This is a genomic window from Pseudomonas sp. efr-133-TYG-5 (genome assembly GCF_030209175.1).
Taxonomy (GTDB): Bacteria; Pseudomonadota; Gammaproteobacteria; order Pseudomonadales; family Pseudomonadaceae; genus Aquipseudomonas.
This window is the reverse complement of the sequence record NZ_JARVSM010000007.1, coordinates 11,826-26,537: the sequence shown is the minus strand read 5'-3', so window position 1 is coordinate 26,537 and position 14,712 is coordinate 11,826. Positions and strand designations below refer to the sequence as shown.

The following is a 14,712-nucleotide window of genomic DNA, read 5'->3' as shown; positions in this document are numbered from 1 at the left end:
GGTACTTAAGCCAAGGTGGCTTTAGCTTTCTCGACAATCGCAGCAAACGCCGCTTTTTCGTTCACTGCCAGATCAGCCAGAACCTTACGGTCGATCTCGATGGACGCTTTCTTCAGGCCAGCGATGAAACGGCTGTAGGACAGACCGTTAACACGAGCACCAGCGTTGATACGAGCGATCCACAGAGCGCGGAACTGACGTTTTTTCTGACGACGGTCACGGTAGGCGTATTGGCCTGCCTTGATTACCGCTTGCTTGGCAACACGGAATACGCGGGAGCGTGCGCCGTAGTAGCCTTTAGCAAGTTTCAGAATTTTTTTGTGACGTTTACGGGCAATGACGCCACGCTTTACACGAGCCATGAGTTACTTCCTCTATTCTTGATCCAAAAATTAACGAAGGCGCAGCATGCGCTCGACTTTTGCCACGTCAGACGGATGCAGCAAGCTGCTACCGCGCAGTTGACGCTTACGCTTGGTCGACATTTTGGTCAGGATGTGGCTCTTGAAAGCGTGCTTGTGCTTGATACCGTTAGCAGTTTTCAGAAACCGCTTAGCAGCACCACTTTTGGTTTTCATCTTTGGCATGTTCGGATACTCCGCATTCAGTTGATAAACATAATCAGAAGGCCTGCCGTGCCCTGTTGATTACTTCTTCTTTTTCGGGGCGATGACCATGATCAGCTGGCGTCCTTCCATCTTAGGATGCTGTTCGACCGAACCGTACTCGAGCAGGTCAGCTTCAACCCGCTTGAGGAGTTCCATCCCCAGCTCCTGGTGGGCCATCTCACGGCCGCGGAATCGCAAGGATACCTTGGCCCTGTCCCCGTCACTCAGGAAACGTACCAGGTTGCGCAGTTTTACCTGGTAATCCCCTTCCTCCGTCCCTGGACGAAACTTGATTTCTTTTACCTGAATCTGCTTCTGGTTTTTCTTCGCTGCTGCAATCTGCTTCTTCTTCTCGAAGATCGATTTGCCGTAGTCCATCACCCGGCAAACCGGTGGGACTGCGTCAGCAGAGATTTCTACCAGATCAAGCTTTGCTTCTTCAGCAATACGAAGCGCTTCATCAATCGAGACGATGCCAATCTGCTCGCCATCAGCGCCAATTAACCGAACCTCGCGTGCCGAGATATTCTCGTTGATCGGGGCTTTCGGTGCAGCTCGTTTATCTTGTCTCATTTCACGCTTAATAATAATTACTCCGAATCTGGGCGACCACGCCGGGAAACCGCTTGCGCGAGAAACTCAGCGAACTGGGCGACGGGCATCGAGCCCAGGTCAGCACCTTCACGAGTACGCACAGCGACAGTCTGCATCTCGACTTCCTTATCTCCGATAACCAAAAGATAGGGAACCTTGAGCAAAGTATGCTCGCGGATTTTAAAGCCGATCTTTTCATTTCTCAAGTCGGACTTGGCACGAAATCCGCTTTCGTTGAGAGTTTTTTCGACCTGGGCGACGAAATCCGCCTGTTTATCAGTGATATTCATGATCACCGCCTGGGTCGGCGCCAGCCACGCAGGGAATGCCCCTTCGTAGTGCTCAATCAGAATCCCGACGAAACGCTCGAAGGAACCGAGGATCGCCCGGTGCAACATCACAGGGTGCTTGCGGCTGTTGTCTTCGGAGACATATTCGGCGCCGAGACGCACAGGCAGGTTGAAATCGAGCTGCAAGGTACCACACTGCCAGACGCGACCGAGGCAATCTTTCAGCGAGAACTCGATTTTCGGACCGTAGAACGCACCCTCGCCCGGCTGCAGATCGTACGGCAGGCCCGCACTGTCAAGGGCTGCGGCCAATGCCGCTTCGGCGCGATCCCACAGCTCGTCGGAACCCACGCGTTTTTCCGGACGAGTGGACAGTTTCATCTCGACATCGGTGAAGCCGAAGTCGCGGTAAACGTCCATGGTCAGCTTGATGAACGCAGCGGATTCGGCCTGCATCTGCTCTTCGGTGCAGAAAATGTGGGCGTCGTCCTGAGTGAACGCACGCACACGCATGATGCCGTGCAACGCACCCGACGGCTCGTTACGGTGGCAGGCACCGAACTCGGCCAGGCGCATCGGCAGCTCGCGGTAGCTCTTCAGGCCCTGGTTGAACACCTGCACGTGGCACGGGCAGTTCATCGGCTTGATGGCGTAATCGCGGCTTTCCGACTCGGTAGTGAACATGTTGTCGGCGTAGTTGGCCCAGTGCCCGGATTTCTCCCACAGACTGCGATCAACCACTTGCGGGGTCTTGATCTCGAGGTAGCCGTTGTCACGCTGCACCTTGCGCATGTACTGCTCAAGCACCTGATACAGGGTCCAGCCGTTCGGGTGCCAGAACACCATGCCCGGCGCTTCTTCCTGGGTGTGGAACAGGCCCAGGCGCTTGCCGATCTTGCGGTGATCGCGCTTTTCCGCTTCTTCGATGCGCTGGATGTACGCTGCCAGTTGTTTCTTGTCAGCCCAGGCTGTGCCGTAGACGCGCTGCAGTTGCTCGTTCTTGGCGTCACCGCGCCAGTAGGCGCCGGACAGCTTGGTCAGCTTGAAGGATTTCAGGAAGCGCGTGTTCGGCACGTGCGGACCGCGGCACATGTCGACGTATTCTTCGTGGTAGTACAGGCCCATGGCCTGTTCGTTCGGCATGTCCTCGACCAGGCGCAGCTTGTAGTCTTCGCCACGGGCCTTGAACACTTCGATCACTTCGGCGCGCGGAGTGACTTTCTTGATGACGTCGTAATCTTTGTCGATCAGCTGATGCATGCGCTGTTCGATGGCCGCCATGTCGTCCGGAGTGAAAGGACGCTCAAAGGCGATGTCGTAGTAGAAACCTTCGTCGATGACCGGACCGATGACCATCTTGGCGCTCGGGTACAGCTGTTTGACCGCGTGGCCAACCAGGTGCGCGCAAGAGTGGCGAATGATCTCCAGCCCCTCTTCATCCTTTGGCGTGATGATTTGCAGCGTCGCGTCGCTGTCGATGATGTCGCAGGCGTCGACCAGCTTGCCGTTGACCTTGCCGGCCACGGTGGCCTTGGCCAGACCGGCACCAATGGAGGCGGCGACCTCGGCTACGGAAACCGGGTGATCGAATGAACGTTGACTGCCGTCGGGAAGAGTAATAGTTGGCATGGCGCCTCCTCTCCTAGTGGTGACCCCTACCAAAGGTCACGTGGGTTGGGATGAGCCAGTACAAGATCCGATCCAGGCCATTCAATGACGAACGCCTGCCTTACAGCGGCAGGAGCCTTGCGGCCAACCGGAAAACCGAACCAGAGTGACTGGGATTCAAATCAAAAGGTTTTCATACGCTGCCGCGGTCGGGACTGAAGGTCATCCGACGCCTGCAGGAATACGAGCCAGGCATGCTAGCACAGATGAACGGTCATCCATGCCAAGGAATTGCGCCAGCCGTCATTTGCGCATTTTCACCCAGCTCGATGAACTTGAGATGTACGATCCACCTCAAATAGGCTGAGAATCGCCGCCGACAATCAACCCCAGGAGTTTCAGACATGCGCCTTTTTCGACTTTTTGCTCTCGCTGCCCCACTGGTAATGCTGCTGCCATTGAGCGCCCAGGCGGCATGGCCTGCGGGCGTCAAGGAACAGTACATGGGTGACTGCACCAAGGCTGCCAGCCAGAGCGTCAACCCGGCCGAAGCAAAAAAACACTGCGCGTGCGGTGCCGACGTTCTGGAGAAGAAGTTCACCACCCAGGAGATCGCGCAACTGATGGACAAGAACACTCCACCGAGCGGTGAACTGGGCCAGCGCGCACTGAAGGAAATCTCCGTTTGCCGGGTGCAGAAGTAAAGTCCAATCAACGAATTCCAGAGCACGGGACCGGTAAAAAACCGCCAAAATGCCCTTGAATCCGATAATTTACGCAGCTTTTATAGCTTTTTTTACGCCCTGTTTTTTCGGCTAAAAGCCGCTGAATCCGGGGCTTGCAGCCATATCAGCAACTGAAATATCGGCAATATGAAAGCAAACAGCACGTCCGGGGGGCTACCAAATCGAACATTTCGACTATGATACCCCGGTGTGCCCAGTTGGCCTGAGCAGCACAGTACTACTGAAAATATATGTTTCTTGGAGATACACCATGTCTAATCGCCAAACCGGCACCGTTAAATGGTTCAACGATGAAAAAGGCTTCGGCTTCATCACTCCTCAAGGTGGCGGTGACGACCTGTTCGTACACTTCAAAGCTATCGAATCCGACGGTTTCAAAAGCCTGAAAGAAGGCCAGACCGTCTCTTTCGTGGCTGAGAAAGGCCAAAAGGGTATGCAAGCTGCACAAGTTCGCCCAGAGTAATTTCTCGGCGCGCTAAAAAAACCCCGTCCATGTGACGGGGTTTTTTATGCCTGCAGCAAAAGCAGCCTGGGCTCAGCCACAGTTGACGCGCGTGACCACCAGATTGTTATCGGTGTTCAGGTTGAGCCGGTCGGAGCGATATTCCAGGGTGATCATGTCATCAGGCTTGAGGAACCGGGCATTCTGCGCCCCCGCCTTGACTCGCGCTTGATCCAGCAGCTCTGGAGAAGCCTTTTTGCCGATGGCGAATTCCGCCGCCTGTGCCTCGCAGCGGCCATGAGCGGCTTCGGTCGCCACGGGATCGCTTGCCGTTTTGCTGGCGGTCGAGTTGCAACCGGCCAGCATGGCCATAGCCATGAGAGTACCCAGTGACGCGAGCTTCCAAGACATGAAGCCTCCTTCTTTGAATAGTTGAGCTGAGATCGTGCGACCGCCAATCCGGCGTTTGGTTTCACGCTTGGCGTGCGCCCCCTGCCCCACGATCAGAAAAACGGCGAGTTTGCCTGAGCCGCGGCCCAAGCCTCACCAGAGAATCGTCACTGAATATGAATGCTCAGTAGACGTCGATGTAATCGTATGGCGGATTCGGCCAGTTCTCTTTGAGCGCGTTGAATATCTGCATGACCCAGACTTCATCGCTGGCCGCGACATTGCCCACATAGCCCGAGCCTTTCGCCCAGGTTTCCAGGCGAAACAGCAGGCCGTCGATGTCCTGGCCGCCGGTGACGCCGGAAGAAATGTAAGCGATCCCGCCTTTGGTCACCCGCAGCTGGGTATGCACGTCATCACTGGCCGAAGCCAGCAGCTTGCGTACATTTTCAAGGGTAAGGCCGTCGGGAGCATTCAAATCGATCTGCACAACACAATCCTGGGTTCAGCCGGAAAAGACCAAGTGTCGCATAGCCTTGCATTCATGCCTAAGTCGCAGTGCCAAACGCCCGGCAAAATGGTTAACTCAAGACTTCGATTCCCGGCTCTCGAGCGCCATCATGACTACCGTTAGCATCACCGCCGATATCAAGGCACTCTGGCCGCAAGGTCATAGCTCCTACAGCCCGGGCAGCCCGGAGGAACTGGCGCTGATCAGCATCGACCTGCTGGTCAAGACACTCGGCACCCAAGGCGCACAGTCGTTCATTGCCCAGGTGTTGGAGAAGTATCCTGGCGACTACAAGGGCGCGTCGGACACCGAGAGGGAATAGCGAGCCCGCAAGCTGGCGCCTGCGGGCTTGAGACTTACTTCAGGCGCTTCAGGCGTTCGGTCAGCAGATCGAAGAAGCCCTGGGCGTCGCCATTTTCCACCCAGAAAGCATTCTTCGGCGCCTTGAGGCCGTCATACCAGTCGACGATGGTCTGGCCGAATGTAGGACCTTCGCGGCTGTCCACCACCACGTTCACCGCACGCCCGCTAAACAGCTCGGGCTTGAGCAGGTAGGCCACCACGGTGGCGTCGTGCACTGGCCCGCCTGGGATGCCGTAGTGCTCCATGTCGCCCTTGATGTACTCATTGAGAATGTCGCCGACAATCTTGCTGGCATTGTTGTTGAGTGCCGCAATCTGCTTCAGGCGCGCATCACTGGTGAGGATCTTGTGGGTCACGTCCAGCGGCAGGTAGGTCAGCTTGACGCCACTCTTGAGCACCACCTCCGCCGCTTGCGGATCGGCATACAGGTTGAACTCCGCCACCGGGGTGATATTGCCGCCATTGAAGTGCGCGCCCCCCATGACCACCACTTCCTTGATGCCCTGGACGATCTCCGGCTCCTGGATCAGCGCCAGCGCCAGATTGGTCTGCGGGCCGAGCATGGCGATGGTGACGCTGTGCGGCTTGGCTTTTTTCAGGGTGTCGATCAGGTAGTTGACCGCATTACCTTCGGCCAGGCCCTTTTTCGGCTCATGCACAGCGACACCCGACAGGCCTTCCTTGCCATGGATGTTCTCGGCGTAGATCGGCGTGCGCATCAGTGGTTTCGGTGCACCGGCGTAGACCGGCACCTCCTCGCGCCCTGCCCACTCGCGCGCCAGACGCGCGTTACGCGAGGTCTTGTCGAGGCGCACGTTGCCCGCCACGGTGGTCAGCGCGCGAATGTTCAATTCGTCCGGTGACGCCAGAGCAAACAGCAAGGCAACCACATCGTCGGCGCCCGGATCGGTGTCGATAATCAGGTCGATCTTTTCAGCAGCCTGAGCGCCGCTGGCAGTAATCAGTGACAAAAGCAGCAGACTCCGGATCAATTGGTGCAGTTTCTGAGCATAGCGGTGCATGGCGCATTCCTTGTGCTTTGTGGATGTCAGGGCCCAGGCCCCGTTTAAAACGTGACCCCGGCCACCAGAACGATATTGCAGTACGGTTGACATTCGCCCGTGCGGACAACTGCCCGCGCCTGGCGGCTGAGAACCTTGAATTGCTCGTGACTGAGCAGATCTCGCCGCCCGAGCGCACCCTCTTCGTTCAACGCTTCAAGGGCCGTCAGTGCGGTTGGTTGCTTGTCGAAGATTTCCTTGGCGAGCGCATGGCTTTCCACTTGCATTTCGCTGAGCACGACCTTCAGTGTGCTGGCGAAATCCGGAATCCCTTGGGTCAGCGCCAGATCGATCAATTCAACGCCCGGCGGCACCGGCAGGCCGGCGTCGCCGATCACCACCATGTCGCCGTGGCCGAGAGAGGCAATGAGTCGCGAAAGCGCGACGTTGAGCAAAGGCGTCTTTTTCATGGGGTCTTGAAACCTTCTACATCGGACAGGGTGGGAATGGACGGCTGGGCACCGGCACGGGTAACGGACAGCGCCGCGGCAACCTGGCCGAAGCGGATCGCCTCGGCCTCGGTTTTCCCCGAGGCCAATGCTGCCGCAAAACCGCCGACGAAGGTGTCGCCGGCAGCCGTGGTATCGACAGCCTTGACGGTAGGCGCTGGAAAATGTTCGAAACGGCTGCCGTCGGCGAACAACGAGCCTTGGGCGCCCAAGGTAACGATCACTTTACCGGCGCCCATTGCCATCAGACGGCTGGCCGCAGCTTCCGCGCTGTCCAGCGAATCCACCGACAGGCCAGTCAATGCGGCCGCTTCGCTCTCGTTGGGAATCAGGTAGTCGATGGCCGCGTACCAGTCCGCCGGCAGCGGACGACTGGCCGGCGCCGGATTGAGGATCACCGTCTTGCCCAGCGCACGCGCACGCTTGAGCGCATGCCCCACCGTCGCATCGGGAATCTCGAGCTGGCAGATAATCACGTCGGCCGCTTGCAGCACCGCATCAAAGCGGTCGATCACTGCCGGGGTCATTGCACCGTTGGCGCCGGCGACGATCACAATGGCATTCTGGCTGTTGTCATCGACCACGATCAGCGCCACACCACTGGAATCTTCGACCGTGCTCACCGCCTGACAATCGATCTGCTCGGCCAGCAATGCGTCGCGCAATTGCACACCGTAGTCATCGTTGCCAACACAGCCGACCATTGCCACCTGCGCACCCAGGCGCGCAGCAGCGACTGCCTGATTGGCGCCCTTGCCGCCGGACACGGTGGCAAAGGAATGACCGATCAGCGTTTCACCGCCCTTGGGCAGCCGTGGCGCCCGGGTGACCAGATCCATGTTCAGGCTGCCTATTACCACTACATTTGCTGGCATACATCACTACTCGTCAATTCGGTTTCAGCGGTACTCGGTGAATACGCCGGACAGCGGCGCAGTCGATTCGCGCAAGACAATACTCGGGGTCACGATCCGTTGATCGGTGACCAGACTCGGGGTAGCAATCCTTCGCAGCAACACTTCGGCAGCCATTTCTCCCAACTGCAGGATCGACTGGCCAACGGTGGTCAGCGCCGGGTACACGTAGCGACTCATCTGGATATCGTCGAAGCCGATCACCGACAGCTCGCTCGGCACGCGCATATTGCGCTCGGCCGCCGCGCGCAGCACACCGATACCGATCATGTCGTTACCGGCAAAGATCGCACTGGGCGGATCGCTTTCAAGCAGAATGGCTGCCGCGTTGTAACCACCGGTGCTGGTGAAATCGCTTTCCAGCATGCGCTCGGGGCGCACCGTGATGCCCGCCTCTTTCAACGCCCGGCAAAAACCGGCCTGACGCATTTGCGCCACACTGGTACTCGACGGACCACCGATGGTGGCGATGTCGCGATGCCCCAGTTCCAGCAGATGCCTGGTCGCCAGGTAGGCGCCATATTCATGATCGATGCGCACCAGATCGGCATCCACGCCATCCAGCCCGCGGTCGACAATGACCATCGGCGTTTTCACCCCGGCCAGCCCTTGCGCGAGTCCGATATCGCCACCGGCGGAGGCGACGATCAGGCCGTCGATGCGTTTCTCCAGCAGCACACGCAAATAGCTGCGCTGTTTATCCGGATTGTCGTCAGAGTTACAGAGGATCACGCAGTAGCCGTTACGCTCGCAGTAATCCTCGATGCCACGTGCCAACTCGGCAAAATACGGGTTGAGGCTGTTCGGCACCAATAAGCCAATGGTCGCAGTGGTCTTGGCTTTCAGCGAACGCGCCACCGCACTTGGCACATAGTCGAGGCTTTTGATGGCGGCCTCGACCTTCAGTCGCACTTCCTGGCTGACCGGGCGAGTCTTGTTCACCACATGCGAGACGGTCGTGTAGGAAATCCCCGCGAGCGCTGCCACATCCTTGATCGTTGCCATCTGTTAGCCCCGCCGACTTGCGCGCTGGCTGCGATAGGTATCCAGCACCACGGCGATGACAATCACCGCACCGGTGATGATGCGCTTGGTCGGTTCGGTCGCGCCGATCTGCGCCAGGCCAGCGGCCAGCACGGAAATGATCAACACCCCGAAGAACGTACTGATGACCGAACCACGGCCGCCCATCAGGCTGGTGCCACCAATCACCACGGCAGCGATGACTTGCAGTTCAAGCCCGGAACCCGCGTTCGGATCAGCCGCCTCCAGCCGGGAAATCTGGAACAGCGCAGCAATCCCCGCCAGCAGCCCCATCAGGCTGAACACCAGAATCTTGTAGGGTTTGGGGTTGATGCCCGCCAGCCGTACCGCTTCTTCGTTGGTACCGATACCGATCAGGTAGCGGCCAAATACCGTGCGGGTCAGTACTGCCTGAGCAATGATGATCACCAGCAGGGCGATGATGAACGACGGCGAAATGCCGAACGCGATCGGATTGGACAACCAGGCGAATGAATCGCCGATATAGGCCGTGCGCGAACCGGTCATCTGATAGGCCAGACCGCGCGCCATCTCCAGCACGCCAAGCGAAACGATAAACGACGGAATGCGCCAGGCGACCGTGATCGAACCTGTCACCGTGCCCGCCAGTGCTGCCACGGCCATGCCCAGCAGCGCGGCCGGCAGGACGCTCCAGCCCCAGCCGAGAATGGCCACGCTGACGGTCGAGGCGGCGAGCGCCAGGACCGAGCCCACCGACAGGTCGATGCCGCCGATAATCAGCACGAAGGTCATGCCCACGGCGAGCACCATCAGATCGGGGATCTGGTTGGCCAGTGTGCTGAAGGTGTTATAGGACAGAAAGTGGCTGCTCATCACCGAGAACAGCGCGACCATCGCCAGCAAGGCCCCGGCCAGGCCCAGATAGGTGCCCATGCCGAAAAAGTTGCCACTACGTTTGCCGGCGGAAGTTGCAGTTTTCATGGGAGATCCCTAGGCGCTGCTTCGTTGAGCAGCGCATCACGTTTTTGGTAGCCGGCGAACGCGGCGGCAAGCAAATCATCCTGGGTCCAGCTGTCGCGCTCGAACGTATCGATCAGCCGCCCGGCCGACAGCACGCCGATGCGGTCGCAAATCAGCATCAGCTCACGCAGATCGCTGGACACCACCACCAGCGCCTTGCCCTGACGAGTGAGTTCGCCCAGCAAGGCATAGATATCGAACTTGGCGCCGACATCGATGCCCCGGGTCGGCTCATCGAACAGCAGCACCGAGCAGTCGCGTTCGAGCCAGCGACCGATTACCACCTTCTGCTGGTTGCCGCCGGAAAGCTCGGACACCAGTTGGGTCGGGCTGGAACTGCGGATGCGCATGGCGTCGATCTGCCGTTGCGCCAGCGACATCTCGTGGCCATTGTTGACGAAACCGCCACTGGATATTTCCGGCATGTTGCCCAAGGCGATATTGGCGCTGATCGACTGGCTGAGCAGCAAGCCTTCGCCCTTGCGGTCCTCGGTAATCAAGGCAATGCCGTTGCGCACGGCATCGACCGGCGAGCGGATGCTCACGACTTGTGCGGGCGAGCCCAGCGCCACGGTGCCGCTGTCGGCAGTATCGGCACCGAAAATCAGGCGCAGCAACTCCGTTCGCCCTGCCCCGATCAGTCCGGATATACCGAAGATCTCACCGGCACGCACTTCGAACGAGACGTCGCGCACCTTGTCGGAACGGCTCAGCCCCTTGACCGTTAACGCTGGCGCACCGATCTTGCGCGGCCCCATGTCAATGTGTTCACCCAGCTCGCGGCCGACCATCAAGGTCACCAGTTGCTCGCTGTTGTAATTGGCCATCGGCTCGACGCAGACCAAGTTGCCGTCACGCAGCACGGCAATGCGCTGGGCGACACGCGCCAGTTCTTCGAGGCGATGGGAGATGTAGATGATCGAAACACCGCGAGCCTGCAGGCGAGTGATCTGCTCGAAGAGCATTTCCACCTCGCGAGCCGTGAGCATCGCCGTCGGTTCGTCGAGAATGAGCACATGACAATCGCCGATCAGGTTACGGGCGATCTCGACCATCTGTTGATGACCGATGCCCAGCTCACCGACCAGGGTATCCGGATCGATGGCGTCGAGCCCGACCTGGGCCATGGCCTCGATGGCCGCTTTGCGTAATTGTTTGCGGCTGATCCAGCCGCCATTGCTCGGCAGGTTGTCGAGAAACAGGTTTTCCGCCACCGACAGCGTCGGCAACAGATTGAGTTCCTGCATGACCATGCGCACGCCAAGCTCTTCGGCCTGGGTCCGGCTGCCTGGGCGATATTCCTTGCCGTGGAATTGCATCTGGCCGGTAGTAGGCGTGACCAGCCCGCCAATGATCTTCGACAACGTGCTTTTACCGGCGCCATTCTCGCCGGTCAGCGCCAGCACTTCACCGCGCATCAGCGTCAGATCGATGCCGGTAAGCACGGGCTGCGCATACGTCTTGCCGATACCGCTGACCGAGAGGACAGCGTTCGGGGCGGAAACTGACATAAAAACTCTCCATGCGCCCGCCCGGACGGGCGAGCGCCGTTGTGTTGCCAGAAGACTATTGGGTGACCAGCTCGACCGGCGTTTCGATGACGCCGTTGGCACCGCTGTCGACTTTCTCGCCCTTGATGATTTTCAGCGCGGTCTCGATACCGAACACCGCCTGCTTGGCGGCGAACTGGTCTGCGGTTGCCAGGACACGTCCGTCCTTGAGCATCGGCTTGATGGCGTTGATATTGTCGTAGCCGACCACTTTCACCTGGCCGGCCTTGCCAGCGGCACGGACGGCGGAAACAGCGCCCACCGCCATGCTGTCGTTGCCGGCCAGCAGCGCTTTGACATCCGGGTATTCGCTGAGGATCGACGCGGCAACCTTGTTGCCCTTGTCGATTTCCCAGTCACCGGACTGCAGGGACACCACTTTGATCTGCGCCGCTTCCATCGCATCCTTGAAACCAGCGGTACGCTGTTGGGCGTTGGTCGTCGTCGAGACGCCTTCAATGATGCCGACTTCGTCACCGGCCTTCAGTTGCTTGGCCAGGTACTCGCCGACCAGGCGGGCACCCTTGCGGTTGTCCGGACCTACGAATGGCACGCTGATGTTCTTGCTTTTGATCACGGCAGGATCGAGCTGGTTATCGATGTTGATTACGGTGATACCGGCATCGACGGCTTTCTTGATCACCGGCACCATGGCCTTGGAGTCCGACGGTGCGATGACCAGCGCATTGACCTTCGCCAGAATCATTTGCTCGACGATGCGCGTTTGCCCGGCAGTATCGGTTTCGTCCTTGATCCCGTTGGAAATAAGGTCGAAGTCAGCGGCGTGTTCTTTCTGGTAGGCCTTGGCGCCATCTTCCATGGTCAGGAAGAATTCGTTGGCCAGGGATTTCATGACCAGGGCGACTTTGGGTTTTTCAGGAGATTCGGCGAAGGCCGAAGAAACGGGCAGTGCGGCGGATGCGGCAGCCAGCATGGCGACAGCGAGAAGACGTCCAGCGAATGGCAGCTTCATGGGTTCACTCCGATCTTATGATTATTGTGAGCAACGCTTGCACTGGCATAAGCTGCGTTGCTTTCCACGGAAGAACGATCCGCCGAGAAAGCCGCGCAAACGTTTGCGTAGATCGAACTATGCGAATCCTGCCGACATTTGTCAACGTCTGAAAATCGCCTCGTGTTGTAGGGCGATTCACTGATCGCCCTGCCCTTCACGCGGTGGTATTGATCACGCCGCCGCTCCCGGTGCCCTTGGCCAACTCCTTGACCAAAGCGCCCGCCACCGTGGCCAGCGCGGCATTGGTATCGGCAATCTGCCCCTGAATGGCCATGACCGCGGTGGCCTTGGCTTCCGGGGTCGAGTAGCTTGCCGCCTGGGCGGCGGCGAGTTGTTGCTGCTGCTCCTTCAACTGCTTCTGCAGTTCCTGCATGCGTTTTAGCAGCAGCTTGACCGTGAGGCTCTGATTGCCGCCGCTTTCGCTCTCGGTCTTGCTTTCTTCCGGCGCCGCACCGCCGGTTCTGACCTGATTGCTATCGCCATCCTTGCCCAGCGCCTTGCTGGAGGCTTCAGCGCCCGCCTCGCTCAGCGCATCGACAGTCGCCGTGGATTTGCCACCGATGGTGACAGCGCCGGGATTTGGGAAACCGACAGTCAACGACATATGAACTCCTGAAAATTAGATCCCTAGTCAATGCGCATCGGCCAAAACGACGGTTTCTTTAGCAGAGATGCGCAAACCGGCAAGCCTGCATGCCAGACAAACCTCGTAGTCCTTTTCGGAGAGCCGAACGAGAAAACCGCCGCTGTTCGGAAACCCGGATACACGTCGCCGAGCAAATCGCTGCGACCAAATAAATCTTGATGTAAATCATGAGGTTAAACATTTCCGTAGCGCAGAGTATGGCTGGTACAGATCCTGCTCCCTCCTCCGCACCCCCGGCATTCAGATCGGCCAGGGGCGCATCTAGATGAACCTGCATCAGCACCGTCTCACTACTAGAAGAGAAAAATAATGAAATCTGCTTTTAATACTTTGGTTCCGGGCGCTCTGGCCCTCCTGCTGCTCCTGCCCTCTGCCCTGCAGGCGAAAGAAGTCGAAACCCAGGCCAAGCTGGCCAATGTCGTGGTACTTGCCACGGGCGGCACCATTGCCGGCGCCGGTGCCAGCGCCGCCAACAGCGCCACCTATCAAGCCGCCAAAGTGGGCGTCGAGCAATTGATCGCCGGCATTCCCGAATTGAGCAAACTGGCCAATGTGCGTGGCGAACAAGTCATGCAGATCGCCTCGGAAAGCATCACCAACGACAACCTGCTGCAACTGGGCCGCCGGGTTTCCGAACTGGCCGACAGCCAGGACGTCGACGGTATCGTCATCACCCACGGCACCGACACTCTGGAAGAGACCGCCTACTTCCTGAACCTGGTCGAGAAAACCGACAAGCCGATCATCGTCGTCGGCTCCATGCGTCCAGGCACCGCCATGTCGGCGGATGGCATGCTCAACCTGTACAACGCGGTTGCCGTCGCCAGCAGCAAAGAAGCGCGCGGCAAAGGCGTACTGGTCACCATGAACGATGAAATCCAGTCCGGTCGCGATGTCAGCAAGATGATCAACATCAAGACCGAGGCCTTCAAGAGTGCCTGGGGCCCACTGGGCATGGTGGTCGAAGGCAAATCCTACTGGTTCCGCCTGCCAGCCAAGCGCCACACCATGGATTCGGAATTCGACATCAAGAACATCAAGAGTCTTCCTGATGTAGAAATCGCCTATTCCTACGGCAACGTCAGCGACACAGCCTACAAGGCCCTGGCACAGTCCGGCGCCAAGGCGATCATTCATGCGGGCACGGGCAACGGCTCGGTGTCTTCCCGCGTGGTGCCCGCCCTGCAAGCCCTGCGCAAGGACGGCGTGCAGATCATTCGTTCGTCGCACGTGAATGCCGGCGGCTTCGTGCTGCGCAACGCCGAGCAGCCTGACGACAAATACGACTGGGTCGTTGCCCACGATCTGAACCCACAGAAAGCGCGCATCCTGGCCATGGTCGCCCTGACCAAAACCAACGACAGCAAAGAGTTGCAGCGGATGTTCTGGGAATACTGATTCGCCCTCGCCCGATCCTCTCCGGATCGGGCCTTTGCTCACCACTCGCCGGCACTGCGGGTGGTGCAGCCACCTAAAGACTTTTCCCCTTTCCCCCGCAGA

General features: G+C 58.7%; 18 protein-coding genes. 4 read left to right on the top strand and 14 right to left on the bottom strand.

Annotated features, from left to right (window positions below):
• Positions 1 to 5: 5 nt before the first annotated feature.
• Genes rplT through thrS form a run of 4 tightly spaced genes read right to left on the bottom strand, consistent with a single transcriptional unit; the run spans position 6 to position 3,121 of the window.
• Positions 6 to 362 (bottom strand): 50S ribosomal protein L20, encoded by a 357-nt coding sequence (rplT, locus tag QRN70_RS22065; protein WP_002553161.1) that lies wholly within the window; start codon positions 360 to 362, stop codon positions 6 to 8.
• A 30-nt stretch (positions 363 to 392) separates the two neighbouring features.
• A complete protein-coding gene (rpmI, locus tag QRN70_RS22060; RefSeq protein ID WP_002553160.1) occupies positions 393 to 587 on the bottom strand; it encodes a 50S ribosomal protein L35 in 195 nt (64 codons plus the stop codon).
• A gap of 60 nt (positions 588 to 647) precedes the next feature.
• Complete coding sequence (gene infC, locus QRN70_RS22055) at positions 648 to 1,199, bottom strand: translation initiation factor IF-3 (protein ID WP_170929410.1); 552 nt, start codon at positions 1,197 to 1,199, stop codon at positions 648 to 650.
• Positions 1,199 to 3,121, bottom strand: coding sequence for a threonine--tRNA ligase (gene thrS / locus QRN70_RS22050; RefSeq protein ID WP_285420010.1), 1,923 nt, complete (start codon positions 3,119 to 3,121; stop codon positions 1,199 to 1,201). Before thrS ends, infC begins: the two co-directional genes overlap by 1 nt.
• Before the next feature lie 383 nt (positions 3,122 to 3,504).
• Between thrS and QRN70_RS22045 the strand changes: the two genes are divergently transcribed.
• The gene (locus QRN70_RS22045; RefSeq protein WP_285420009.1) at positions 3,505 to 3,804 is read left to right on the top strand and encodes a hypothetical protein; all 300 of its coding nucleotides are present in this window, start codon (positions 3,505 to 3,507) and stop codon (positions 3,802 to 3,804) included.
• A 292-nt stretch (positions 3,805 to 4,096) separates the two neighbouring features.
• Entirely contained in the window at positions 4,097 to 4,309 is a 213-nt protein-coding gene (locus tag QRN70_RS22040; protein WP_003179963.1) for a cold-shock protein, read from the top strand.
• A gap of 72 nt (positions 4,310 to 4,381) precedes the next feature.
• Here QRN70_RS22040 and QRN70_RS22035 read toward each other — a convergent pair whose 3' ends face one another.
• A complete protein-coding gene (locus tag QRN70_RS22035) occupies positions 4,382 to 4,699 on the bottom strand; it encodes an I78 family peptidase inhibitor (protein WP_285420008.1) in 318 nt (105 codons plus the stop codon).
• A 163-nt stretch (positions 4,700 to 4,862) separates the two neighbouring features.
• Positions 4,863 to 5,168, bottom strand: coding sequence for a hypothetical protein (locus tag QRN70_RS22030; RefSeq protein ID WP_285420007.1), 306 nt, complete (start codon positions 5,166 to 5,168; stop codon positions 4,863 to 4,865).
• A 130-nt stretch (positions 5,169 to 5,298) separates the two neighbouring features.
• Between QRN70_RS22030 and QRN70_RS22025 the strand changes: the two genes are divergently transcribed.
• Complete coding sequence (locus tag QRN70_RS22025) at positions 5,299 to 5,511, top strand: hypothetical protein (RefSeq protein ID WP_285420006.1); 213 nt, start codon at positions 5,299 to 5,301, stop codon at positions 5,509 to 5,511.
• A 34-nt stretch (positions 5,512 to 5,545) separates the two neighbouring features.
• Here QRN70_RS22025 and QRN70_RS22020 read toward each other — a convergent pair whose 3' ends face one another.
• The 8 genes from QRN70_RS22020 to QRN70_RS21985 all read right to left on the bottom strand — a co-directional run bounded on the left by QRN70_RS22020 (position 5,546) and on the right by QRN70_RS21985 (position 13,170).
• Positions 5,546 to 6,574 (bottom strand): nucleoside hydrolase, encoded by a 1,029-nt coding sequence (locus QRN70_RS22020; RefSeq protein WP_285420005.1) that lies wholly within the window; start codon positions 6,572 to 6,574, stop codon positions 5,546 to 5,548.
• Positions 6,575 to 6,618: 44 nt separating this feature from the next.
• Positions 6,619 to 7,023, bottom strand: a complete 405-nt coding sequence (gene rbsD / locus QRN70_RS22015; RefSeq protein ID WP_285420004.1) for a D-ribose pyranase — start codon at positions 7,021 to 7,023, stop codon at positions 6,619 to 6,621.
• Positions 7,020 to 7,937: a ribokinase gene (gene rbsK / locus QRN70_RS22010; protein WP_285420003.1), complete on the bottom strand. Its 918-nt coding sequence runs from the start codon at positions 7,935 to 7,937 to the stop codon at positions 7,020 to 7,022. Before rbsK ends, rbsD begins: the two co-directional genes overlap by 4 nt.
• Before the next feature lie 24 nt (positions 7,938 to 7,961).
• Positions 7,962 to 8,981 (bottom strand): LacI family DNA-binding transcriptional regulator, encoded by a 1,020-nt coding sequence (locus QRN70_RS22005; protein ID WP_285420002.1) that lies wholly within the window; start codon positions 8,979 to 8,981, stop codon positions 7,962 to 7,964.
• Between the two features lie 3 nt (positions 8,982 to 8,984).
• Entirely contained in the window at positions 8,985 to 9,962 is a 978-nt protein-coding gene (locus tag QRN70_RS22000; protein WP_285420001.1) for an ABC transporter permease, read from the bottom strand.
• Positions 9,959 to 11,512, bottom strand: a complete 1,554-nt coding sequence (locus QRN70_RS21995) for a sugar ABC transporter ATP-binding protein (RefSeq protein ID WP_285420000.1) — start codon at positions 11,510 to 11,512, stop codon at positions 9,959 to 9,961. The genes QRN70_RS22000 and QRN70_RS21995 overlap by 4 nt, the downstream gene beginning before the upstream one ends.
• A gap of 55 nt (positions 11,513 to 11,567) precedes the next feature.
• On the bottom strand, positions 11,568 to 12,524 hold the full coding sequence (locus tag QRN70_RS21990) for a sugar ABC transporter substrate-binding protein (protein ID WP_285419999.1): 957 nt from the start codon (positions 12,522 to 12,524) through the stop codon (positions 11,568 to 11,570).
• A gap of 196 nt (positions 12,525 to 12,720) precedes the next feature.
• The gene (locus QRN70_RS21985; protein WP_285419998.1) at positions 12,721 to 13,170 is read right to left on the bottom strand and encodes a hypothetical protein; all 450 of its coding nucleotides are present in this window, start codon (positions 13,168 to 13,170) and stop codon (positions 12,721 to 12,723) included.
• Between the two features lie 351 nt (positions 13,171 to 13,521).
• Here QRN70_RS21985 and QRN70_RS21980 point away from each other — a divergent pair, with 351 nt between their 5' ends.
• Positions 13,522 to 14,610 (top strand): asparaginase, encoded by a 1,089-nt coding sequence (locus QRN70_RS21980; RefSeq protein WP_285419997.1) that lies wholly within the window; start codon positions 13,522 to 13,524, stop codon positions 14,608 to 14,610.
• The last annotated feature ends 102 nt before the right edge of the window (positions 14,611 to 14,712 follow it).

Bases quoted from the DNA above. Each gene is read 5' to 3' on its own strand.
- rplT (WP_002553161.1), bottom strand. From the start codon at position 362: ATGGCTCGTGTAAAGCGTGGCGTCATTGCCCGTAAACGTCACAAAAAA.
- rpmI (WP_002553160.1), bottom strand. From the start codon at position 587: ATGCCAAAGATGAAAACCAAAAGTGGTGCTGCTAAGCGGTTTCTGAAA.
- thrS (WP_285420010.1), bottom strand. From the start codon at position 3,121: ATGCCAACTATTACTCTTCCCGACGGCAGTCAACGTTCATTCGATCAC.
- QRN70_RS22045 (WP_285420009.1), top strand. From the start codon at position 3,505: ATGCGCCTTTTTCGACTTTTTGCTCTCGCTGCCCCACTGGTAATGCTG.
- QRN70_RS22040 (WP_003179963.1), top strand. From the start codon at position 4,097: ATGTCTAATCGCCAAACCGGCACCGTTAAATGGTTCAACGATGAAAAA.
- QRN70_RS22035 (WP_285420008.1), bottom strand. From the start codon at position 4,699: ATGTCTTGGAAGCTCGCGTCACTGGGTACTCTCATGGCTATGGCCATG.
- QRN70_RS22025 (WP_285420006.1), top strand. From the start codon at position 5,299: ATGACTACCGTTAGCATCACCGCCGATATCAAGGCACTCTGGCCGCAA.
- QRN70_RS22020 (WP_285420005.1), bottom strand. From the start codon at position 6,574: ATGCACCGCTATGCTCAGAAACTGCACCAATTGATCCGGAGTCTGCTG.
- rbsD (WP_285420004.1), bottom strand. From the start codon at position 7,023: ATGAAAAAGACGCCTTTGCTCAACGTCGCGCTTTCGCGACTCATTGCC.
- rbsK (WP_285420003.1), bottom strand. From the start codon at position 7,937: ATGCCAGCAAATGTAGTGGTAATAGGCAGCCTGAACATGGATCTGGTC.
- QRN70_RS22005 (WP_285420002.1), bottom strand. From the start codon at position 8,981: ATGGCAACGATCAAGGATGTGGCAGCGCTCGCGGGGATTTCCTACACG.
- QRN70_RS22000 (WP_285420001.1), bottom strand. From the start codon at position 9,962: ATGAAAACTGCAACTTCCGCCGGCAAACGTAGTGGCAACTTTTTCGGC.
- QRN70_RS21995 (WP_285420000.1), bottom strand. From the start codon at position 11,512: ATGTCAGTTTCCGCCCCGAACGCTGTCCTCTCGGTCAGCGGTATCGGC.
- QRN70_RS21990 (WP_285419999.1), bottom strand. From the start codon at position 12,524: ATGAAGCTGCCATTCGCTGGACGTCTTCTCGCTGTCGCCATGCTGGCT.
- QRN70_RS21985 (WP_285419998.1), bottom strand. From the start codon at position 13,170: ATGTCGTTGACTGTCGGTTTCCCAAATCCCGGCGCTGTCACCATCGGT.
- QRN70_RS21980 (WP_285419997.1), top strand. From the start codon at position 13,522: ATGAAATCTGCTTTTAATACTTTGGTTCCGGGCGCTCTGGCCCTCCTG.